Genomic DNA, 23,053 nt, shown 5'->3' on the forward strand with positions numbered 1-23,053 from the left:
GGTTCGTAGAAAATGAAACGGTTCAGTCGATCACCGGCGCCAGATAACCCACCAGTATTCCGGCCAGAATGACGGAAACAATCGTCACGGAGATAAACCCGCCAACCAGCATTGGCCCCAGCATGTGCTGAGTCAGCATCTGGCGTTCTTTTTCATCCTGGGTAAGGGCGTTAATGGCTTCGTTGGTGATGATGTAATCCGCCGGGAAGCCGTACAGCGCGGTCAGGGAGATGGCGAATGACATGGCGCCGCTGACGCCGAGCGCTTTCCCCACGAGCCAGGAAACCATAAACATGCCGATAACCGCCGTGGCGATGAGCACCGCCATCGGATAAAGCAGGCGTAGCAGCATCTCCGGCGTCGCTTTGTTCAGGGTATCAAAGATAAACAGCATCAATGCCATGACGGCAAAGCCGAACCCGTTCGCTTTTTGTAGCGTGTGTTTTTCGAGAAACCCTACGGAAGTAAAGACCACGCCAAAAAAAAGACACAGCACGAACGGACTGATGCTAACGATGGGTTTTGCCAGGTCGGAGATAAACCAGGCCAGACAGCCGACCATCGCCAGGCGCAGAAATTTAAAATAGCTACTGTTGTAGCTTGCGGGGAGGCGGCTAAACAAACGCGGCATTATTTCTTCGCCGCAGGGGAGGAGGGGCTGTTCTTCAGCGTTTTCATGATGCTGTTTGTTACTGCGGTAGCGCCTGAGCCACGATTTTCCTTCGCGTTGCAGCATGATGGCGGTGAGGGGATAGCCGGCGAATCCCTGCATCACGTAAATCAGAATCGCCAGTACGGACAGATCGACCAGCCCGGCGTTGCTTGCACCTTGCGACATAATTAATGATGACACGATCCCACCGACCAGCGGCGGGATGGTCACCAGCGCGGTGTTGCGGTCAAATAGCAACAGGCTCACCGCGAAGACGGCTACCGTTATCCCGGCAATACCGGCAAGCGCGATGATCACCGTTTTCCACTGGCGCATGAGCTCCTGCAGTGACAGCAGGGTACCCATATTGGTAATCAGCAGATACATCAGCATGATGGCAACGGGCGCCGTGATCCCCGCCCGGCTAATAATATCAGGCGGAAAAAACGTCCAGTATCCGCCCAGAAACAGGACCGCACAGACAAAGACGGAAGGGATCCAGGCTTTGGTGCGGGTAGAGATAACATCGCCTGTATAAAGAATGAAAATAATAATTAACAGCGCGTTCATTTGTGACATAAATAATTCCCATATTACTTATTTAATATATCAATACGGAACGAATGACGGTTGTGCCGTTATTGAATCAGCGGCGCGGGCGGTCAGAACGACTATCCGTTTTTTTAGCCAACGTGGGCATATTGAAAGATACCGGTAATCATGCGGTTGAACGGGCTTCGGCAATGAGGTCATTTCTCCGTCTGGAGATGAAAATTGACGACTGCCAGCAGTATCAGAGGGCATGAAATATGGCGGTATAGCGTTCAGATAAGAGAAAACGGGCGTATTGTCAATTTATAAAGCGGTAGTGCATTTAATTTCGGAATTAATCAAGGAGGAAAATTATACTCTCAGGCGGTAATTAAATTGCCACATTGTCCGTTTCTGCTTTTTTTAAATGCGCGTGGTCACATATTTTATATTTATCGTGCGGGTCGGCAATTTTTAGTCCTCCGCGGACTCAAATACACTGTTGTTATTATTCTCATCGGGTACCAGATAAAGCATATTGCCGAAAGCGTATTATCGGAACATCAGACCGCCTGTGCAATGCCGATACCATAAGCAATTGGTAATTCCGCCGTTAGCGCATAATAATGTGTTCACTACAGGCATCTGGCTGTTCAGGCCAAGGGGTTAAAGGATGAAACCATTTCGTTTAGCGGCGCTGTCGCTGGCACTGTTGACGGCACTCTCTCTCAGCGGATGCGATGACAGCGGTAAACCGCAGGCCGTCGCGCCAGCCGGCTCTTCCGCTGGGCAAACGGGCACTGCAAAACCGGATAGCGCGCAGCTGGCGGCGCTGGCGGAAAAAAGCAAAGGTAAAGCGCTGACGCTGCTCGATGCCTCGGAAATCCAGCTGGACGGCGCGGCGGCGATGGTGCTCACCTTCTCTGTGCCGCTTAATCCCGATCAGGATTTCTCACGCAGCGTACATCTTGTCGATAAAAAAAGCGGCAAGGTGGATGGTGCCTGGGAGCTCTCTCCTGACCTGAAAGCGCTGCGGCTACGTCATCTTGAGCCGAAACGCGAACTGATTGTCTCCGTTGACCCGACGCTGAGTGCGCTGAACGCGGCGACCTTTGATAACCATTTTGAAAAAACCATTACCACCCGCGATATTGCTCCGAGCGTCGGTTTTGCCAGCCGCGGCTCGCTGCTGCCGGGCAAAGTGGTTGCCGGGCTGCCGGTTATGGCGCTGAACGTCGATAACGTCGACGTCAACTTTTTCCGTATCAAGCCGGAGTCGCTGTCCGCTTTTGTCAGTCAGTGGGAATATCGTAACTCATTGAGTAACTGGGAGTCTGACGAGCTGTTGAAAATGGCCGATCTGGTCTATACCGGGCGTTTCGATCTCAATCCGGCGCGCAACACGCGGGAGAAACTGCTGCTGCCGCTGGCGGATATTAAGCCGTTGCAGCAGCCGGGCGTTTACGTAGCGGTGATGAATCCGGCGGGACGCTACAGCTATAGCAACGCTGCGACGCTGTTTACGTTGAGCGATATCGGCGTATCGGCGCACCGTTATCGTAACCGGCTGGATGTCTTTACCCAGAGTCTCGAAGACGGTGCGGCGCAATCGGGTATCGATGTGCAGCTGCTGAATGCGAAAGGGCAAACTCTCGCCCAGGCGAAAAGCGACGCCCAGGGGCACGTGACCCTGCAAACCGATGATAAAGAAGCGGCGCTGTTGCTGGCGCGAAAAGACGGGCAGACCACCCTGCTGGATCTCAAACTTCCCGCACTGGATCTGGCCGAGTTCTCGATTGCCGGCGCCCCGGGATTCAGCAAGCAGTTCTTTATGTTTGGTCCGCGCGATCTTTATCGCCCGGGAGAGACGGTCATCCTCAACGCGCTGCTCCGTGACGGCGACGGCAAACCGCTGGCCGAGCAGCCGGTGAAGTTCGACGTGGTTCAGCCGGACGGTCAGGTGATCCGCTCGCTGGTCAGCAAACCGGTCAATGGTCTGTATCAGTTTACCTGGCCGCTTGATAGCGGGGCGGCGACCGGTATGTGGCATATCCGCGCCAGCACCGGCGACAATCAGCCGCGCGAGTGGGATTTCCACGTCGAAGATTTTATGCCTGAGCGTATGGCGCTGAATCTGACGCCGCAAAATACCCCGCTGGCCATGGATGCCGATGTGCACTTTAACGTTGCCGGCGCCTATCTGTATGGCGCCCCGGCCAGCGGCAATCAGCTCCAGGGAAAACTGTTCCTGCGTCCGCTGCGCGATGCGGTTGCAGCGCTGCCGGGCTTCCAGTTTGGTGATATTGCCGAAGAAAACCTCTCCCGCAGCCTGGATGAAGTCCAGACGACGCTGGATGAAAAAGGCCATGCCGACGTGACTACCGCCAGCCAGTGGCAGGATAGCCATTCGCCGCTGCAGGTGGTTTTACAGGCCAGCCTGCTGGAGTCAGGCGGCCGACCGGTTACCCGTACCGTACAGCAGCCGATCTGGCCGGCCGATACGCTGCCGGGGATCCGCCCTGAATTTGCCCTCAAAGAGGTCTACGACTATCGCACCGACAGTACGGTGAAACAGCCGGTGGTAGAAGAAAACAGCACCGCGGCGTTTGAGATTGTCTACGCCGATGCCAAAGGCGAGAAAAAAGCGGTCTCCGGGCTACAGGTACGGCTGATTCGCGAGCGCCGCGACTACTACTGGAACTGGTCTGACGGCGAAGGCTGGCAGTCGCAGTTTGATCAAAAAGATCTGCAGGAAGGCGAACAGTCTCTGGATCTGCAGGCCGGGCAAACGGCGAAAGTGAGTTTCCCGGTGGAGTGGGGATCCTACCGCCTGGAAGTGAAGGGGCCTGATGACGTGATCAGCAGCGTGCGCTTCTGGGCGGGCTACAGCTGGCAGGATAACAGCGATGGCACAGGAGCCGCGCGTCCGGATCGGGTCACCATGAAGCTGGACAAAGCGGCCTATAAACCGGGGGACACTATCAAACTGCATATCGCCGCGCCTGCGGCGGGAAAAGGTTATGCGATGGTTGAATCCAGCGAAGGGCCGCTGTGGTGGCAGGAAATTGACGTCCCGGCGGAGGGTATGGCGCTGTCGATTCCGGTCGATAAAACCTGGAACCGTCACGATCTCTACCTCAGCACCCTGGTGATTCGCCCCGGGGATAAATCCCGCTCGGCGACGCCAAAACGGGCGGTGGGTCTGCTGCACCTGCCGCTGGGCGATGAAAACCGCCGCCTGACGCTTGCGCTGGATGCACCAGAAAAAATACGCCCGAATCAGCCGCTGACGGTGAAAATCAAAGCCAGCGTGGCGCAGGGGGAGGTGCCAAAACAGGTCAATGTGCTGCTCTCCGCCGTGGACAGCGGCGTGCTGAATATCACCGATTACGCCACTCCGGATCCGTGGAAGGCTTTCTTTGGTCAGAAGCGTTACGGCGCGGATATTTATGATATCTACGGTCAGGTGATTGAAGGGCAGGGGCGTCTCGCCAGCCTGCGCTTCGGCGGTGACGGCGATGAACTCAAACGCGGCGGTAAACCGCCGGTTAACCACGTCACGATTATTGCCCAGCAGGCGCAGCCGGTGATCCTGGACGAGCGTGGCGAAGGCGCGGTGACGCTGCCGATTGGCGATTTCAACGGCGAGCTGCGGGTGATGGCGCAGGCGTGGACCGCCGATGATTTTGGCAGCAGCGACGAGAAAGTGGTGGTGGCCGCGCCGCTGATTGCCGAGCTGAATACGCCGCGCTTCCTCGCCAACGGCGACGCAACCCGGCTGGCGCTGGATCTGCGTAACCTCACCGACAGGCCGCAAACGCTGAACGTCGCGCTGAGCGCCAGCGGTTTGCTGCAGCTCGATGGCGCGGCCATTCCTCCGCTACAGCTGGCGCCCGGCGCGCGCAGTACGCTGTTTGTCCCGGTGAGCGCCCGCGATGGTTTTGGCGATGGTCAGGTGAATGCCACGATTACCGGCGTGGCTCTGCCGGGTGAGACCTTCCCTCCGATGCAGAAACAGTGGAAAATTGGCGTACGTCCGGCCTTCCCGGCGCAAACCGTGAATAGTGGCGTGGTGCTGCAACCGGGGGAACGCTGGCAGGCGCCAGTCGGGCAAACCCAGGGGTTCTCACCGGCGACGCTGCAGGGACAGCTGGTGTTCAGCGGTAAGCCGCCGTTGAATCTCGCCCGCTATATTCGCGACCTGAAAGCCTATCCCTATGGCTGCCTGGAACAGACCGCCAGCGGTCTGTTCCCGTCGCTTTACACCAACGCCGCGCAGCTCAAAGCATTGGGCATCGCCGGCGACAGTGATGAAAAGCGCCGTGCGGCGGTAGAGATCGGTATTTCCCGACTGCTGCATATGCAGCGTGACGATGGCGGATTTGCGCTGTGGGACAAAGAGGGGCCGGAAGAGTACTGGCTGACCGCCTATGCCATGGATTTCCTTGTGAGAGCAGGCGAGCAGGGCTATAGCGTACCGACTCAGGCGATGAATAACGGTAACCAGCGTCTGCTGCGCTATCTGCAGGAGCCGGGACTGATAACCGTTCGCTACAGCGATGACGCGGCGGCCAGCCGTTTCGCCGCTCAGGCCTATGCCGCCCTGGTGCTGGCCCGTCAGCAAAAAGCCCCCCTTGGTGCCCTCCGCGAAATCTGGAGTCGTCATGAGCAGGCGCGTTCTGGCCTGCCTCTGCTGCAGCTGGGGATCGCCCTTAAAGCGATGGGCGATGCGCCGCGTGCTGAGCAGGCGTTGACGCTGGCGATGAGTACGCCGCGTCAGGATACGGACCGCTGGCTGGGCGATTATGGCAGCGCCCTGCGCGATGATGCGCTGAAGCTGGCCCTGCTGGAGGAGAATCAACTGCTGCCGGATGCGCAGAACACCTTACTGAGCACCCTTGCGGAAGAGGCCTACGGTCAGCGCTGGCTTTCAACCCAGGAGACCAATGCGCTGTTCCTGGCCGGCCGGACATTACAGGGCTTACCCGGCAGCTGGCAGGCGCAAACCTCATTGCAGGCGCAGCCGCTGGCGGCGGATAAAGCGCAGACCCGCAATCTGAGCGCTGAACAGCTGGCGACCCTGCAGGTCAGCAACACCGGCGATCGTCCGCTCTGGTTGCGCCTTGATAGCAGCGGATACCCGCTCGCTGCGCCGCAGGCCACGGGGAACGTACTGGGCATTGAGCGTCAAATCTTTGATACCCGCGGTCAGCAGAAGTCGCTGACCTCGCTGCGTAGCGGCGAGCTGGTGCTGGTGAAGCTGGAGGTAACCGCCAAACGCAATGTTCCGGATGCGCTGGTGGTGGACCTGCTGCCGGCGGGACTGGAGCTGGAAAACCAGAACCTGGCGAACAGCAGCGCCAGCCTGCAGGAGAACGGCGACGCGGTGCAGAACCTGCTTAACCAGATGCAGCAGGCGGATATTCAGCATATCGAGTTTCGTGACGATCGCTTTGTCGCCGCCGTGGCAATTAACGAAGGGCAGCCGGTGACGCTGGTGTATCTGGCGCGCGCGGTCACGCCGGGAACATATCAGGTTCCGCAGCCGCAGGTAGAGTCGATGTATATTCCGCAGTGGCGGGCGACCGGCGCGGCCAGCGGCCCGCTGACTGTTACCCCGTAAATGCGGCGGCTGCGACAGATAAAACGCCGCTGGCGCTGGCTGGCGGCGTTGATCATTATGCTATGGCTGGCGGTGCTGGCGGCCGATCGTCTGTGGCCGTTGCCGCTGCATGAGGTGGCGCCGGCCCGGGTGGTGGTAGCGGAAGATGGCACGCCGCTGTGGCGTTTTGCGGATAAGCAGGGAGTCTGGCGCTATCCGGTCGCTCTCGATGATGTGTCGCCGCGCTATCTGCAGGCGCTGATCCAGTATGAAGATCGCTGGTTCTGGCGGCATCCGGGGGTGAACCCGTTTGCGGTTATTCGCGCGGCCTGGCAAGACCTGACCGCCGGGCGAGTCGTCTCCGGTGGCAGCACGTTGACTATGCAGGTCGCGAGGCTGCTCGATCCCCATCCCCGAACCTTCGGCGGCAAGCTGCGCCAGCTCTGGCGCGCGCTGCAGCTGGAGTGGCATTTATCAAAAAGCGAGATCCTGACGCTGTATCTTAACCGTGCCCCCTTTGGCGGGACGCTGCAGGGAATTGGCGCTGCCAGCTGGGCCTATCTCGGTAAACCCCCCGCGCAGCTCAGCTATGGTGAAGCGGCCCTGCTGGCCGTGCTGCCGCAGGCGCCGAGCCGCCTACGTCCGGACCGCTGGCCGCAGCGGGCTCAGGCCGCGCGGGATAAAGTACTGACGCGGATGCGCAGTCAGGGGGTCTGGCCCGATAAGGCGGTACAGGAGGCGATTGAAGAACCGGTATGGCTGTTTCCACGACAGATGCCGCAGCTGGCGCCGCTTTTTTCCCGGCGGGCACTGGCGAGCAGCCGCCGGGAGAAAGTGGTGACGACGCTGGATGCCGGGCTCCAGCGTCAGCTGGAAGATCTGGCGCTCAACTGGAAATCGCGCCTGCCGCCGCGCAGTTCGCTGGCGATGGTGGTGGTCGACCATACCAGTATGAAAGTGCGGGGCTGGGTCGGGTCGGCAGATATTTCCGACGATAGTCGCTTCGGGCATATCGATATGGTCTCGGCGATTCGTTCGCCGGGTTCAGTCTTAAAACCGTTTGTCTACGGTATGGCGTTGGATGACGGGCTTATTCATCCGGCATCTTTATTACAGGATGTGCCGCGCCGCTTTAGTGATTACCGGCCCGGAAATTTTGATAGCGGTTTCCATGGGCCGGTCAGCGCCAGCGAAGCGCTGGTGCGCTCGCTGAATCTTCCGGCGGTTCAGGTGCTTGAAGCCTATGGGCCGAAGCGCTTCGCCGCCAACTTACGCAATGCCGGTTTGCCGCTGATATTACCGGCCGGCGCGGAACCCAACCTGTCGCTGATCCTCGGCGGGACGGGAGCAAAACTGGAAGATATTGTGGCCGGATATAGCGCCTTCGCCCGCCATGGCAAGGTCGCGCGATTGCGGATGACGCCGGATGACCCGCTGGTGGAAAGACCGCTGTTGTCGCCGGGGGCGGCCTGGATAGTCCGGCGAATTTTGGCTGGCGAGGCCCAGCCGGTGCCGGACGCTTCGTTGGTGCAGGTGGTTCCGCTGGCGTGGAAAACCGGGACCAGCTACGGCTACCGCGATGCCTGGGCCATTGGCGTCAATGCCCGCTACCTGATCGGTATCTGGACCGGACGGCCGGACGGCACCCCGGTGGTGGGGCAGTTTGGTTTTGCCAGCGCGGTGCCTCTGCTGAACCAGGTCAATAATATGCTGCTGGCGAGACCGGCCATGGGACGCGGCGGTCTGCCCACCGATCCGCGTCCGCAGACGGTCAGCGCGGCAACGATCTGCTGGCCCGGCGGGCAGAGCCTGGCATCAGGCGATAGCAACTGTCGACGTCGACTGGCGACATGGCTGCTGGAAGACAGCCAGCCGCCGACGCTGCTGTTGCCGGGCCAGGAAGAGGGGCGCGGTATTCGCTTCCCCATCTGGTTAGATGAGCAGGGACGGCGGGTGGCGGCGGATTGCCCCGGCGCGGTGCGGAAAGTCGTCGATGTCTGGCCGCTGCCGCTGGAGTCCTGGCTGCCCCCTGCGGAGCGGCGGGCAGCCCGCCTGGGCGCGGTTTCACCGGACTGCCCGCCGCCGCAGGCGACGGATGTGGCGCCGTTGGTGCTGTCAGGCGTGCGCGAGGGGGCGGTGATTAAACGTTTACCGGGAACGGCGCGGGTCATGCTGGCGTTGCAGACAACCGGTGGCGAAGGGCGGCGCTGGTGGTTTCTTAATGGCGAATCCCAGACTGCCGCTGGCGCCAGCGTCACGCTGCCGCTGGAGCGACCCGACCGTTATCAACTGGTCGTCATGGACGAGAGTGGCCAGGTGGCGACGGCGAATTTTACTCTGCAATAGCGGCAGATGCCCAATTCCCCTGTTTTATGTGTTGCTAAAACTCGTCTTATTTTAACAAAATGTTACCTTCATCCATAGGCAGCGCCGGTGTTGCTCATTATAATGCGCGCCAGGCCATACGATCGTATGCGCAACAACAGAACATTTTATTAGAGGTAATCATGGCTATTGAACGTACTTTTTCCATCATCAAACCAAACGCGGTGGCAAAAAACGTTATTGGCAGCATCTTTTCTCGCTTTGAAGCTGCAGGGTTCAAAATCGTCGGCACCAAAATGCTGCACCTGACCGTTGAACAGGCTCGCGGTTTCTACGCTGAGCACGAAGGTCGCCCGTTCTTTGACGGTCTGGTTGAGTTCATGACTTCCGGCCCGATCGTGGTCTCCGTTCTGGAAGGCGAAAACGCCGTTCAGCGTCACCGTGACCTGCTGGGCGCAACCAACCCGGACAACGCGCTGGCAGGCACCCTGCGCGCAGACTACGCCGACAGCTTCACCGAGAACGGCACCCACGGTTCCGACTCCGTTGAATCTGCCGCTCGCGAAATTGCGTTCTTCTTCGCCGAAGGCGAGGTTTGCCCGCGCACTCGCTAATCTCCTGTGTCTTTCAGGCCACTGCTTTGTTGGCTTCATTCGCGCACCCGGGTCACATAGTTATCTCTGTTCCCGGGGATTTGCGAACGTGCCGTCTCGCCGTGAGCTGAAATACTTTGGCGATCCTGGTCCTCGTCTTTTCGCCAATCGAAAAGCCATAGAGGATGAAGTACGCAGCAACAGATTTTTTCATCATTGCCGCGTGCAAACGTGGTATTGATGCAGCAGAATTTGTACAATGCAGCGCCCCTGGACGAGCACTCGTTCATAGGGGCGTTTCTTTTTTCAACCCTCCTGGGGCCATAACGTGTAACAACGAGGCCGGAATAGATTATGTCTGAACATATTGTCACACCTGATACCGCCGCTCTGACGGTGCCGAACAAAGATGCCAAAATCAACCTGCTGGACCTGAACCGTCAGCAGATGCGCGAGTTTTTCAAAAACATGGGTGAAAAACCCTTCCGCGCCGATCAGGTGATGAAATGGATGTATCACTACTGCAGCGACAACTTTGATGATATGACCGATATCAACAAGGTGCTGCGCAACAAGCTGAAGGAAGTCGCGGAGATTCGCGCGCCGGAAGTCGTTGAGGAGCAGCGCTCCAGCGACGGTACCATTAAATGGGCGATTGCCGTCGGCGATCAGCGCGTGGAAACGGTCTATATTCCGGAAGACGATCGTGCGACGCTGTGCGTTTCGTCGCAGGTTGGGTGCGCTTTAGAGTGTAAATTCTGCTCGACCGCGCAGCAGGGTTTTAACCGCAATCTGCGGGTTTCAGAAATTATCGGCCAGGTATGGCGCGCGGCGAAAATCGTCGGTGCGGCCAAAATTACCGGCCAACGCCCGATCACCAACGTGGTGATGATGGGGATGGGCGAGCCGCTGCTGAACCTGACTAACGTCGTTCCGGCGATGGAAATCATGCTGGACGATTTCGGTTTTGGCCTGTCGAAACGTCGCGTGACGCTTTCTACTTCTGGCGTGGTCCCGGCGCTGGATAAGCTCGGCGATATGATCGACGTGGCGCTGGCGATCTCCCTGCACGCCCCCAACGATACGATTCGTGATGAGATCGTGCCGATCAACAAGAAATATAATATTGAGACCTTCCTGAACTCGGTTCGCGGCTATATTTCGAAATCCAACGCTAACCAGGGTCGCGTCACCATTGAGTACGTCATGCTGGATCACGTCAACGATGGTACCGAGCATGCCCATGAACTGGCGGCGCTGTTGAAAGATACGCCGTGCAAGATCAACCTGATTCCCTGGAACCCGTTCCCGGGGGCGCCGTACGGCCGTAGTTCAAACAGCCGTATCGACCGTTTCTCCAAGGTGCTGATGGAATATGGCTTTACCACTATCGTGCGTAAAACGCGCGGCGATGACATTGATGCCGCCTGTGGACAGCTGGCCGGCGATGTTATCGACCGGACCAAGCGTACGCTGCGTAAACGCATGCAGGGCGAAGCTATCGATGTGAAGACGGTCTGATAAATGACGCAGCGCACGGCATGAAGCATGCGCTGCGGATTTATGCCTAATCGCCAGGCGAAATACGCTGATTCGGGCAATAATTACGGTGCGTTTTTGTCGACTTTGAGGCAGTATGTAGCGGCACTACAACCGCTTAGCATTCAATATTGATAAGTATCTGTGATAGTGGGTCATACGGACTTATACTCTTCGTGTGACGTTTAGCAGATGTTTCGCGGCGCGGGGTTAACCGGCGCTGAACTTTAAATTCACGTACCAGTAGTTGTCGAATGAACACTGAAGCCACTCAAGACCATCAAGAAGCAAATACGACGGGCACGCGTCTACGTCATGCCCGTGAACAACTCGGACTCAGCCAGCAAGCGGTGGCGGAGCGCTTATGCCTGAAAGTTTCCACGGTTCGTGATATTGAAGACGACAAGGCGCCGGCCGACCTGGCCTCTACGTTCCTGCGCGGCTACATCCGCTCCTATGCGCGCCTTGTGCACATTCCGGAAGATGAACTGCTGCCAATGATGGCAAAACAGGCCCCGATTCGTGCCGCGAAAGTTGCGCCGATGCAGAGCTTCTCCCTGGGAAAACGCCGTAAAAAGCGTGATGGCTGGCTGATGAGCTTCACCTGGCTGGTGCTGTTTGTGGTCATTGGCCTCAGCGGCGCCTGGTGGTGGCAAGACCATAAGGCCCAGCAGGAAGAAATTACCTCAATGGCCGACCAGTCAACCGCTGAACTGAATGCGGGCGACAGCAGCCAGAGTATTCCGCTGGATACCGGTGCCGGCAGCACGGCAGCGGACAGCACTGCCAACAGCGCGCCGGTTGATACCACCCCTGCGCCGACGGCCTCTACCCAGGCACCGGTTGATAATAACGCCGTTGTGGCGCCGTCTCAGGCCAATGTGGATAGCGCACCGGCTGCCGCGGCGCCGACCTCTCCACTGCCAACCGCCCCGGCTAATGCCGCCGCTACCGCCGCTGCGGCCCAGGATTTGGTCCTGAACTTCTCTGCCGACTGCTGGCTGGAAGTGAGCGATGCAACCGGTAAAAAACTGTTCAGCGGTTTGCAACGTAAGGGCGGTAATCTGAACCTGAGCGGTCAGGCGCCTTATAAACTGAAAATTGGCGCGCCGGCAGCGGTACAGATTCAGTATCTGGGTAAACCCGTCGATTTGAGTCGTTTTATCAGAACTAACCAGGTTGCGCGTCTGACCCTTAATGCCGAAACATCACCGGCGCAGTAACAGACGGGTAACGCGGGAGATTTTTCATGCATAACCAGGCTCCGATTCAACGTAGAAAATCAAAACGTATTTACGTTGGGAATGTGCCGATTGGCGATGGTGCTCCCATCGCCGTACAGTCGATGACCAATACTCGCACCACCGATGTGGCTGCGACGGTAAACCAAATCAAAGCCTTAGAGCGCGTTGGCGCGGATATCGTCCGCGTCTCCGTTCCGACGATGGATGCAGCGGAAGCGTTCAGGCTCATCAAGCAGCAGGTCAACGTCCCGCTGGTCGCCGATATCCACTTTGACTACCGTATTGCCCTGAAAGTGGCGGAGTACGGTGTGGACTGCCTGCGTATCAACCCGGGCAACATCGGAAACGAAGAACGTATCCGCATGGTGGTTGATTGCGCCCGCGATAAAAATATTCCTATCCGTATCGGCGTCAACGCCGGTTCTCTGGAAAAAGATCTGCAGGAAAAGTACGGCGAACCAACGCCGCAGGCGCTGCTGGAATCAGCCATGCGTCATGTCGATCATCTCGATCGTCTCAACTTCGATCGCTTTAAGGTCAGCGTGAAGGCTTCCGATGTCTTCCTGGCGGTGGAATCTTATCGTCTGCTGGCGAAGCAGATCGATCAGCCGCTGCACCTTGGGATCACTGAAGCCGGCGGCGCCCGCAGCGGCGCGGTGAAGTCGGCGATCGGCCTGGGGCTGCTGCTGTCTGAAGGGATCGGCGATACCCTGCGGGTTTCCCTGGCGGCGGATCCGGTTGAAGAGATCAAGGTCGGTTTCGACATTCTGAAATCCCTGCGCATCCGCGCCCGCGGGATCAACTTCATCGCTTGCCCGACCTGTTCGCGTCAGGAGTTCGACGTTATCGGCACCGTTAACGCGCTGGAGCAACGTCTGGAAGACATTATTACGCCGATGGATATTTCGATTATCGGTTGCGTGGTGAACGGTCCGGGCGAAGCGCTGGTTTCAACGCTTGGCGTGACCGGCGGCAATAAAAAAAGCGGCCTCTATGAAGATGGCGTGCGTAAAGACAGGCTGGACAACGACGATATGATCGATCAGCTGGAAGCACGGATTCGTGCGAAAGCCTCAATGCTTGATGAAGCGCGTCGCATCAATGTTCAGCAGGTTGAAGAGAAATAATCCGGGGCGGTGTATCACTTCCCGTGTATGATTGAACCCGCAGACGCGCGGCGTCGGGGTTCATTTTTGTATATAAATAAAGAGAATAAACGTGGCAAAGAACATTCAAGCCATCCGTGGCATGAACGATTATCTGCCGGGCGAGACCGCTCTCTGGCAGCGCATTGAAGGCTCACTGAAACAGGTGCTCGGCAGCTACGGTTACAGCGAAATCCGTTTGCCGATTGTAGAGCAGACCCCGTTATTCAAACGCGCGATCGGCGAAGTGACCGACGTGGTTGAAAAAGAGATGTACACCTTTGAGGACCGCAATGGCGATAGCCTGACGCTGCGTCCGGAAGGGACGGCGGGCTGCGTACGTGCCGGCATCGAACATGGTCTCCTGTACAATCAAGAACAGCGTCTGTGGTACGTCGGACCGATGTTCCGCCACGAACGTCCGCAGAAAGGGCGCTATCGCCAGTTCCACCAGATGGGCGTTGAAGTCTTTGGCCTGCAGGGTCCGGATATCGATGCTGAGCTGATCATGCTGACCGCTCGCTGGTGGCGTGAGCTGGGCATCGCTGACCACGTTGCGCTGGAGCTGAACTCCATCGGTTCGCTGGAAGCGCGTGCAACCTATCGCGATGCGCTGGTCGCCTATCTTGAGCAGTTTAAAGATAAGCTCGACGAAGACTGCAAACGCCGCATGTATACCAACCCGCTGCGCGTCCTCGATTCCAAAAATCCGGAAGTACAGGCGCTGCTCAACGATGCGCCTGCGCTGGGCGACTACCTGGACGAAGACTCCAGAGCGCATTTCGCGGGCCTGTGTGCCCTGCTGGACGATGCTGGGATTCGCTATACCGTCAATCAGCGCCTGGTGCGCGGCCTGGATTATTATAACCGTACCGTGTTTGAGTGGGTCACCACCAGCCTCGGTTCCCAGGGAACGGTCTGTGCCGGCGGTCGTTATGATGGTCTGGTAGAGCAGCTGGGCGGGCGCGCAACGCCGGCCGTAGGCTTCGCTATGGGGCTGGAACGTCTTGTTTTACTGGTTCAGGCAGTAAATCCGGAATTTAAAGCCGATCCTGTTGTCGATATATACCTGGTGGCTTCCGGAACCGATACCCAGTCTGCAGCGATGCGTCTGGCTGAGCGGGTTCGCGATGAGCTGCCCGGCGCTAAGCTGATGACCAACCACGGCGGCGGCAACTTTAAGAAACAGTTTGCCCGCGCGGATAAATGGGGCGCTCGCGTTGCTCTGGTGGTCGGTGAATCAGAAATTGCTGACGGAAACGTGGTAGTGAAGGATTTACGCTCAGGTGAGCAAACTACCGTAACGCAGGATAGCGTTGCTGCGCATTTGCGCGCACTTCTGGGTTAATCTCCCGGGAATCATTAGTCAGGAGAAGGACTGCGTGGAAACGTATAACAACGAAAACGATCAGGTCGATGCGCTCAAGCGTTTCTTTGCCGAAAATGGCAAAGCGCTGGCCGTTGGTGTGATTTTAGGGATTGGCGCGTTGGTTGGCTGGCGCTACTGGAGTTCTCATCAGCAGGATACGGCGAGAGAATCCTCTTTAGCCTATGAAAACGCCATTTCCGCGCTCAAATCAGACAAGCCGGAAGCGATCGGTTCGGCGGAAAAGTTTGCTGCCGATAGCAAAAACAGCTATGGCGCGTTTGCTTCTCTGGAGCTGGCCCAGCGTTTTGTCGATAAGAACGATCTGCAAAATGCCGAAAAGCAGCTTCAGCAGGGCCTGGCCGCCGCGCCGGATGATAACCTGAAGTCGGTTATCAATATGCGTCTTGCGCGTGTGCAGCTGCAGCTGAAGAAACCTGATGAAGCGCTGAAAACCCTTGATGGTATTAAAGGTGAAGGCTGGGTCGCTATTGTTGCCGATCTCCGTGGTGAGATTCTGCTTAACAAAGGCGATAAGCAAGGCGCTCGCGCGGCCTGGGAAGCTGGCGTGAAAAGCGATGCTTCACCTGCGCTCAGCGAAATGATGCGTATGAAAATAAATAATCTGTCCATCTGAGAGGGACTCGATGCAATTGCGTAAATTACTTTTGCCAGGGCTGCTTTCCGTTACCTTATTAAGCGGTTGTTCGTTGTTTAACAGCGAAGAAGATGTGGTGAAAATGTCACCGCTGCCGACGGTGGAAAATCAGTTTACGCCGTCCACGTCCTGGAGCACCTCTGTTGGCGATGGTATCGGCGATTTCTATTCTAACCTGCACCCGGCTTTTGCCGACGGCGTAGTCTATGCGGCCGATCGTAAGGGCACCGTCAAAGCGCTGAACGCTGACGACGGGAAAGAGGTGTGGTCGGTGAACCTGGCTGAAAAAGACGGCTGGTTCTCTCGCACGCCTGCGCTGCTCTCTGGCGGTATCACCGTTTCCGGTGGTCATGTCTATATCGGCAGCGAAAAAGCGCAGCTGTTCGCCCTGAATACCAGCGATGGTACGGTGGCGTGGCAGGCTCGCGTTGCGGGTGAAGCGATTTCTCGCCCGGTCGTCAGCGACGGCATGGTTCTGGTTCACACCAGTAACGGTCAGCTGCAGGCGCTGAATGAAGCGGATGGGGCGGTGAAGTGGACCGTTAACCTGGATATGCCGGCGCTCTCTCTGCGCGGTGAATCTGCTCCGGCGACCGCCTATGGCGCAGCCATCGTTGGCGGCGATAACGGTCGCGTTAGCGCCGTGCTGATGCAGCAAGGGCAGATTATCTGGCAGCAGCGTATCTCCCAGGCGACCGGACCGACGGAAATCGATCGTCTGAATGACGTCGATACGACCCCGGTTATCGTCAACGGTGTGGTATACACGCTGGCGTATAATGGCAACCTGACCGCGCTGGATCTGCGCAGCGGCCAGATCATGTGGAAGCGTGAGCTGGGTTCCGTGAACGACTTTATCGTTGACGGCAACCGTATCTACCTGGTCGATCAGAATGACCGCATCCTGGCGCTCTCCACCGAAGGTGGCGTGACGCTGTGGACGCAAAGCGATCTATTGCATCGCCTGCTGACCGCGCCGGTGTTGTATAATGGCAACCTGGTGGTCGGTGATAGCGAAGGCTATATGCACTGGGTGAACCCGGAAGATGGTCACTTTGTGGCTCAGCAGAAAGTGGATAGCTCCGGCTTCCGTACCGACGCGGTGGTAGCCGATGGTCGACTGCTGATCCAGGCAACCGACGGCACGCTGTATTCTATTACGCGTTAGTCGTGGCGGCTTACCCCGCGGCTCTTGAGTTTCTTCGCGGCGGCCGGCAACGCAGCCGGCGGCGACGTTCACTGAGAGACAACGGGTATAGTGCGAATTGAGAAACGGCTCCTGGCAGACAGGGGCCGTTTTGACTTTTTTAAAAACGTCGTTAAATCGATGTTGCATAGCAATTTGTAAGAGGCATTTAACATGATACCTGTGGTCGCGCTTGTCGGGCGCCCTAATGTTGGAAAATCCACGCTTTTCAACCGTTTGACGCGCACTCGTGATGCGTTGGTCGCGGATTTCCCGGGGCTGACTCGTGACCGTAAGTACGGTCGTGCTGAAGTTGAAGGTCGTGAATTTATCTGTATCGATACCGGCGGTATCGATGGCACAGAAGATGGCGTTGAAACCCGTATGGCTGAACAGTCGCTGTTGGCGATTGAAGAGGCGGACGTCGTGCTGTTTATGGTCGATGCGCGTGCGGGCCTGATGCCTGCTGATACCGCGATCGCCAAACATCTTCGCTCGCGTGAAAAGCCGACTTTCCTGGTGGCGAACAAAACCGACGGCATTGATGCCGATCAGGCCATTGCCGACTTCTGGTCGCTGGGTCTCGGGGATATCCATCCGATCGCTGCGTCTCACGGTCGCGGCGTGACCAGCCTGCTGGAGCACGTCCTGTTGCCGTGGGCCGAAGAGATCGACCCGTCGGAAGAGGTCGATGAAGATGCGGCGTACTGGGCGCAGTTTGAAGCGGAACAGAACGGTGAAGAAGCGGAAGAGCCGGAAGACGACTTCAACCCGCAAGATCTGCCGATTAAGCTGGCGATTGTGGGTCGTCCGAACGTGGGTAAATCCACGCTGACCAACCGTATCCTGGGCGAAGACCGCGTGGTGGTCTACGACATGCCGGGAACCACGCGCGACAGTATCTACATTCCGATGCAGCGCGATGAACGTGAATACGTGCTCATCGACACCGCGGGCGTGCGTAAGCGCGGTAAAATTACCGACGTGGTCGAAAAATTCTCGGTCATCAAAACGCTGCAGGCCATTGAAGATGCCAACGTGGTGATGCTGGTTATCGATGCGCGTGAAGGGATTTCCGACCAGGATCTTTCTCTGCTCGGTTTTATCCTCAACAGCGGCCGTTCGCTGGTGATTGTGGTCAACAAGTGGGATGGCCTGAGCCAGGAAGTGAGAGAGCAGGTTAAAGAGACGCTGGACTTCCGTCTGGGCTTCATTGACTTTGCACGTATCCACTTTATCTCCGCACTGCACGGCAGCGGCGTAGGTAACCTGTTCGAATCCGTACGCGAAGCGTATGACAGCGCGACCCGTCGCGTCGGGACGGCGATGCTGACCCGTATCATGACCATGGCGGCAGAAGATCATCAGCCGCCGCTGGTGCGTGGTCGTCGCGTGAAACTGAAATATGCCCATGCCGGCGGTTATAACCCGCCGATTGTGGTCATCCACGGTAATCAGGTAAAAGATCTGCCGGACTCCTATAAGCGTTACCTGATGAACTACTTCCGCAAGTCGCTGGACGTAATGGGTACGCCAATTCGTATCCAGTTCAAAGAAGGGGAAAACCCGTTTGCCAACAAACGCAATACCCTGACGCCGAACCAGATGCGTAAGCGTAAACGCTTGATTAAACACATCAAGAAAAGCAAGTAATCCAGTAATAGAGAAACCCGCCGCTGGCGGGTTTTTTTTATCTCGTAACAACTCGCGACATTGGTGAATCCACGTTCGCCGCCCGTTCGATGTGTATAATACCCATATTATTTCCACCGACTTACTGGCAGGTCACTATGCAGACTGGATTTGTTGGGCTGGGCGCGGTGGTCGAAACCGCTTATCTTCCCGCGCTGAGGCATTTGGGGATCCTCATGAACGAATGCTGGGGTTTCGATGCGAATCCTGGCAGAAGATTACCGGGAATAACCCGCTGTGCGTCACTAGCGGCAGTGCTCGGAAAGCCGTTAGATCTGCTATTTATCACCACCGCGTCGTTGCAGCATCTTCCGGTGCTGGAGGCGGCGCTGGCATCAGCCTGTCCGCGCATTGTGGTGGAAAAACCGGTTGTTGCGACTCTTGAACAAATGACCCGTCTGCGTGAGCTGCTCAACGAGCCGCAGCATGCGCGGCGGGTACTGGCGCTCGATCACTGGATGGCGCGGGACGGTGCGCTGAAGCTGGCATTGGGTGAGCTGGACGAGCGCTGGCAGGGGGAAGATGCGGCGCAGCCCCGTCGGCCTCTGCTGTCATCAATCCAGGATATCGCCCGTATTGACGGATTTTTGCAGGAGCCCAGCGGATTTAACGACCAGGGCGAGCCCGTGGCGCTCAATTTTGCCACCGGTGAGCCGGATACGCGCCAGCTGCGTCATCCTGACGGCGTGATTCTTGATATTGGTACGCATGTGCTGGCGATGCTGCGCGAAACAATCCGCTACTGTGGTGGGACGGATGAGATGCACCTTGAAGTCCGGCAGGTCAGCGATCGCCTGGGTCATGCCATTGCCCGGGGAGATACGCAAACCGCGGAAGGCAAGGCCCATCTGCAGGGGCAACTCAGCGGCATCCCGCTCAATATCTGGCTGAACAAATATGCCGGACCGGCGGGAGGACAAAAAGGGCTGCGCATCTGGCTACGCGATGGGCGCATTATCAATCAGGACCGGCGCGATAATTGCGAAGTGGTGGAGCTGATTGCTGGCGATCGTATTGAGCGCTGGCGGCGTCCGGGCGCTATCTATGAGCATTGCCTGGGCGAGCATATTCTGGGAACAGAGAGCCTGTTTGTTCGCGCTCCTGAGGAAGTGTCCCGGTTAACGCAGCGACGGATCAACGAAGTGGCGCTCTTGCTTGAGCTACAGCAGCAATTGCGTGGGCCACACTGAACCACCGCCGTGGTAAACTGGGCGGACGAACATTCGGTAAGGAATCATCATGGAACTTGCATGCCCCATCTGTCGCGCGCCGTTGGCAGTAGAGGATCAGAATGCGCACTGTCAGCACTGTGCGAAAGCGTTTGCCCTGCAAGCCCGCTGCCCGGATTGCCACAAACCGCTGGAGGTTTTAAAAGCGTGTGGCGCAGTGGATTATTTTTGCCAGAACGGGCACGGGCTGATTTCGAAAAAACGCGTGGAGTGGGCGGCGGTAGAATAACCGTTGTTACTTTTTCTTCGCCCGGGTTTTCTTCACGGGCGTAATCGTTTTGACTTCGCTTGCGACCCAGCCGTCATTTAAACGAGTGGTCAGCATATCGCCTGCCTTCACCTGTTTGGTTTGCTTCAGCACTTTGCCGTCGCTGGCTGAGGTGACGCTATAGCCGCGGGCCAGCGTTGCCAGCGGACTCACCGCCTCCAGATGGGTCACCGCGTTGCCGAAGCGCTCGCGGCGCTCGCTTAAACGCGAACGGATGCTCTCGGCGAGGCGGTATTCGAGTTGCTGAATGCGCGACTGATGACGGTGGATGCGCGGCTGCGGGTTTTGCATGTTCAGACGCTGAATGACGCGTTGTTGACGCTGATCGGCGCGTTTCATCTGCGTCTCAAGCGCAAGGCGCATTCGCTCCCGTAGCCTTTCCAGCGCCGTTTGCTGGCGCACTAATCGTAGCTGCGGATGCTGTTGCTGAAGACGATGGAACAGCTGGGTAAAACGACGGTGACGGTTGGCGATAAAATAGTCCATCGCCATTTCCAGACGCTGCTGTCCGGATTGCAGCTGGCGCAGCAGCTCCTGCTGATTGCGGCTGACAATCTCTGCGGCCGCTGAAGGGGTTGGCGCCCGCAGGTCGGAGACAAAATCGGCGATGGTGACGTCGGTTTCATGGCCGACGGCGCTGACGACCGGGATGCGGCTGGCAAAAATCGCCCGCGCTACCCGCTCATCGTTGAAGCTCCATAAATCTTCCAGAGAACCGCCGCCGCGGCCAACGATCAGCACATCGCACTCTTCGCGAAGGTTGGCTAATTCTATGGCGCGAACGATTTGCCCTGGCGCATCGTCGCCCTGAACCGACGTGGGGTAGATAACGACCGGCAGCGACGGATCGCGTCTTTTCAGCACGTGCAGAATGTCGTGTAGCGCCGCGCCGCTTTTCGAGGTGATGACGCCCACGCAGCGCGCAGGGGAGGGGAGGGCTTGCTTATACTGCTGATCGAAAAGACCTTCCGCCGCCAGCAGCGCTTTTAGCTGTTCATACTTTTGCTGTAACAGCCCTTCGCCGGCAGGCTGCATACTCTCAACGATAATCTGATAGTCGCCGCGCGGCTCATACAGGGTGATATTGGCACGCACCAGTACCTGCTGTCCGTGCTGCGGGCGAAAAGTGACCCGTCGGTTGCTGTTGCGGAACATCGCGCAGCGCACCTGGGCGTTATCGTCTTTTAAGGTGAAGTACCAGTGGCCGGAAGAGGGCTGGCTGAAGTTGGAGATCTCGCCGCTGATCCAGACCTGACCCATTTCCTGTTCCAGCAGCAGGCGAACCGTCTGGTTTAGGCGGCTGACCGTGAAAATTGCAGGGGATTGAGATGGTAACATGTGAGCAAGATCAAATTTTAAATCAGCAGGTTATTCAGTCGATAGTAACCTGCTGATGGACGATCGCAAGTATTATTTTCAAAAAAGGGTAGATGCAATCGGTTACGCTCTGTATAATGCCACGGCAATATTTATCCACCCTGGTCGAGATATTGCCCATGCTACGTATCGCTAAAGAAGCTCTGACGTTTGACGACGTCCTCCTCGTTCCCGCTCATTCTACCGTTCTGCCGAATACTGCCGATCTCAGCACCCAGCTGACGAAAACCATTCGTCTGAATATTCCTATGCTCTCCGCAGCCATGGATACCGTAACAGAAGCGCGCCTGGCAATTGCCCTGGCACAGGAAGGCGGCATCGGCTTTATTCACAAAAACATGTCTATCGAGCGTCAGGCGGAAGAAGTTCGCCGCGTGAAGAAACATGAGTCCGGCGTGGTTTCCGATCCGCAGACCGTACTGCCTACAACCACCCTGCGTGAAGTAAAAGTGCTGACCGAGCGTAACGGCTTTGCCGGTTATCCGGTAGTGACCGAAGACAACGAACTGGTCGGTATCATCACCGGTCGCGACGTTCGCTTCGTGACCGACCTGAACCAGCCCGTCAGCGTTTACATGACGCCGAAAGAGCGTCTGGTTACCGTGCGTGAAGGCGAAAGCCGCGAAGTCGTGTTTGCCAAAATGCACGAAAAACGCGTTGAAAAAGCGCTGGTTGTTGATGCTGGCTTCCATCTGCGCGGCATGATTACCGTTAAAGATTTCCAGAAAGCGGAACGTAAGCCGAATGCGTGTAAAGATGAGCATGGTCGTCTGCGCGTCGGTGCAGCGGTTGGCGCAGGCGCGGGCAACGAAGAGCGCGTAGATGCGTTGGTTGCTGCAGGCGTTGATGTTCTGCTGATCGACTCCTCCCACGGCCATTCTGAAGGCGTTCTGCAGCGCATTCGTGAAACCCGTGCTAAATATCCTGACCTGCAAATCATCGGCGGTAACGTGGCTACCGGCGCCGGCGCGCGTGCCCTGGCTGAAGCGGGCGTGAGCGCGGTGAAAGTAGGTATCGGCCCTGGTTCTATCTGTACTACCCGTATCGTCACCGGCGTTGGTGTCCCGCAGATTACCGCCGTCTCAGACGCGGTAGAAGCGCTGGAAGGTACCGGCATTCCGGTTATCGCCGATGGCGGTATCCGTTTCTCCGGCGATATCGCCAAAGCAATCGCTGCTGGCGCTGCTGCCGTGATGGTCGGCTCCATGCTGGCGGGCACCGAAGAGTCCCCGGGTGAAATCGAGCTCTACCAGGGGCGTTCTTACAAATCTTATCGCGGTATGGGTTCTCTGGGTGCGATGTCCAAAGGCTCCTCTGACCGTTACTTCCAGAGCGACAACGCCGCGGACAAACTGGTGCCGGAAGGTATCGAAGGCCGCGTTGCTTATAAAGGTCGCCTGAAAGAGATCATTCACCAGCAGATGGGTGGCCTGCGCTCCTGTATGGGGCTGACCGGTTGTGGTACCATCGACACCCTGCGTACTAAAGCGGAATTCGTGCGTATCAGCGGTGCTGGCATCCAGGAAAGTCACGTTCACGACGTGACGATCACCAAGGAATCCCCGAACTACCGCATGGGCTCCTGATTTTCATCGCCCGGTCATGCGCCGGGCGATTTTATTTAATCGCTACTGCTCTGGAATAAA

At 57.5% G+C, this 23,053-nt stretch carries 15 protein-coding genes; 13 read left to right on the forward strand and 2 right to left on the reverse strand.

The window, feature by feature from the left end; genetic code table 11:
• Positions 1-22 precede the first annotated feature (22 nt).
• Complete coding sequence (locus AC236I_RS06425; RefSeq protein WP_015583708.1) at positions 23-1,231, reverse strand: hypothetical protein; 1,209 nt, start codon at positions 1,229-1,231, stop codon at positions 23-25.
• A 625-nt stretch (positions 1,232-1,856) separates the two neighbouring features.
• On the opposite strand from AC236I_RS06425, the gene AC236I_RS06430 reads away from it, so the two are divergent.
• The 12 genes from AC236I_RS06430 to AC236I_RS06485 all read left to right on the forward strand — a co-directional run bounded on the left by AC236I_RS06430 (position 1,857) and on the right by AC236I_RS06485 (position 19,991).
• Positions 1,857-6,806, forward strand: coding sequence for an alpha-2-macroglobulin family protein (locus AC236I_RS06430; protein WP_088883736.1), 4,950 nt, complete (start codon positions 1,857-1,859; stop codon positions 6,804-6,806).
• Positions 6,807-9,131, forward strand: a complete 2,325-nt coding sequence (gene pbpC, locus AC236I_RS06435) for a peptidoglycan glycosyltransferase PbpC (RefSeq protein WP_213894547.1) — start codon at positions 6,807-6,809, stop codon at positions 9,129-9,131.
• Between the two features lie 161 nt (positions 9,132-9,292).
• Complete coding sequence (ndk, locus tag AC236I_RS06440; protein WP_004866348.1) at positions 9,293-9,724, forward strand: nucleoside-diphosphate kinase; 432 nt, start codon at positions 9,293-9,295, stop codon at positions 9,722-9,724.
• Between the two features lie 333 nt (positions 9,725-10,057).
• A complete protein-coding gene (gene rlmN / locus AC236I_RS06445) occupies positions 10,058-11,224 on the forward strand; it encodes a dual-specificity RNA methyltransferase RlmN (RefSeq protein WP_004866345.1) in 1,167 nt (388 codons plus the stop codon).
• A gap of 272 nt (positions 11,225-11,496) precedes the next feature.
• A complete protein-coding gene (gene rodZ, locus AC236I_RS06450) occupies positions 11,497-12,465 on the forward strand; it encodes a cytoskeleton protein RodZ (RefSeq protein WP_004866341.1) in 969 nt (322 codons plus the stop codon).
• A 26-nt stretch (positions 12,466-12,491) separates the two neighbouring features.
• A complete protein-coding gene (ispG, locus tag AC236I_RS06455; RefSeq protein ID WP_004866336.1) occupies positions 12,492-13,613 on the forward strand; it encodes a flavodoxin-dependent (E)-4-hydroxy-3-methylbut-2-enyl-diphosphate synthase in 1,122 nt (373 codons plus the stop codon).
• A 91-nt stretch (positions 13,614-13,704) separates the two neighbouring features.
• Positions 13,705-14,979 (forward strand): histidine--tRNA ligase, encoded by a 1,275-nt coding sequence (gene hisS / locus AC236I_RS06460; protein WP_004866334.1) that lies wholly within the window; start codon positions 13,705-13,707, stop codon positions 14,977-14,979.
• Between the two features lie 34 nt (positions 14,980-15,013).
• The gene (locus AC236I_RS06465; RefSeq protein ID WP_015583712.1) at positions 15,014-15,634 is read left to right on the forward strand and encodes a YfgM family protein; all 621 of its coding nucleotides are present in this window, start codon (positions 15,014-15,016) and stop codon (positions 15,632-15,634) included.
• Positions 15,635-15,644: 10 nt separating this feature from the next.
• Positions 15,645-16,823: an outer membrane protein assembly factor BamB gene (bamB, locus tag AC236I_RS06470; protein WP_004866328.1), complete on the forward strand. Its 1,179-nt coding sequence runs from the start codon at positions 15,645-15,647 to the stop codon at positions 16,821-16,823.
• 192 nt (positions 16,824-17,015) lie between these two features.
• Entirely contained in the window at positions 17,016-18,494 is a 1,479-nt protein-coding gene (gene der, locus AC236I_RS06475) for a ribosome biogenesis GTPase Der (RefSeq protein ID WP_004866324.1), read from the forward strand.
• 137 nt (positions 18,495-18,631) lie between these two features.
• On the forward strand, positions 18,632-19,723 hold the full coding sequence (locus AC236I_RS06480; protein WP_100663161.1) for a Gfo/Idh/MocA family oxidoreductase: 1,092 nt from the start codon (positions 18,632-18,634) through the stop codon (positions 19,721-19,723).
• A 49-nt stretch (positions 19,724-19,772) separates the two neighbouring features.
• Complete coding sequence (locus tag AC236I_RS06485; protein ID WP_015583714.1) at positions 19,773-19,991, forward strand: zinc ribbon domain-containing protein; 219 nt, start codon at positions 19,773-19,775, stop codon at positions 19,989-19,991.
• A gap of 6 nt (positions 19,992-19,997) precedes the next feature.
• Here the strand turns inward: AC236I_RS06485 and xseA are convergent, their stop codons facing one another.
• Entirely contained in the window at positions 19,998-21,368 is a 1,371-nt protein-coding gene (gene xseA / locus AC236I_RS06490; RefSeq protein WP_004866247.1) for an exodeoxyribonuclease VII large subunit, read from the reverse strand.
• 158 nt (positions 21,369-21,526) lie between these two features.
• Here xseA and guaB point away from each other — a divergent pair, with 158 nt between their 5' ends.
• Positions 21,527-22,993 carry an IMP dehydrogenase gene (guaB, locus tag AC236I_RS06495; RefSeq protein WP_004866245.1) on the forward strand — a complete coding sequence of 489 codons (1,467 nt, stop codon included), beginning with the start codon at positions 21,527-21,529 and terminating at the stop codon, positions 22,991-22,993.
• Positions 22,994-23,053 lie beyond the last annotated feature (60 nt).

Source organism: Klebsiella sp. Sb-30 (assembly GCF_057652795.1).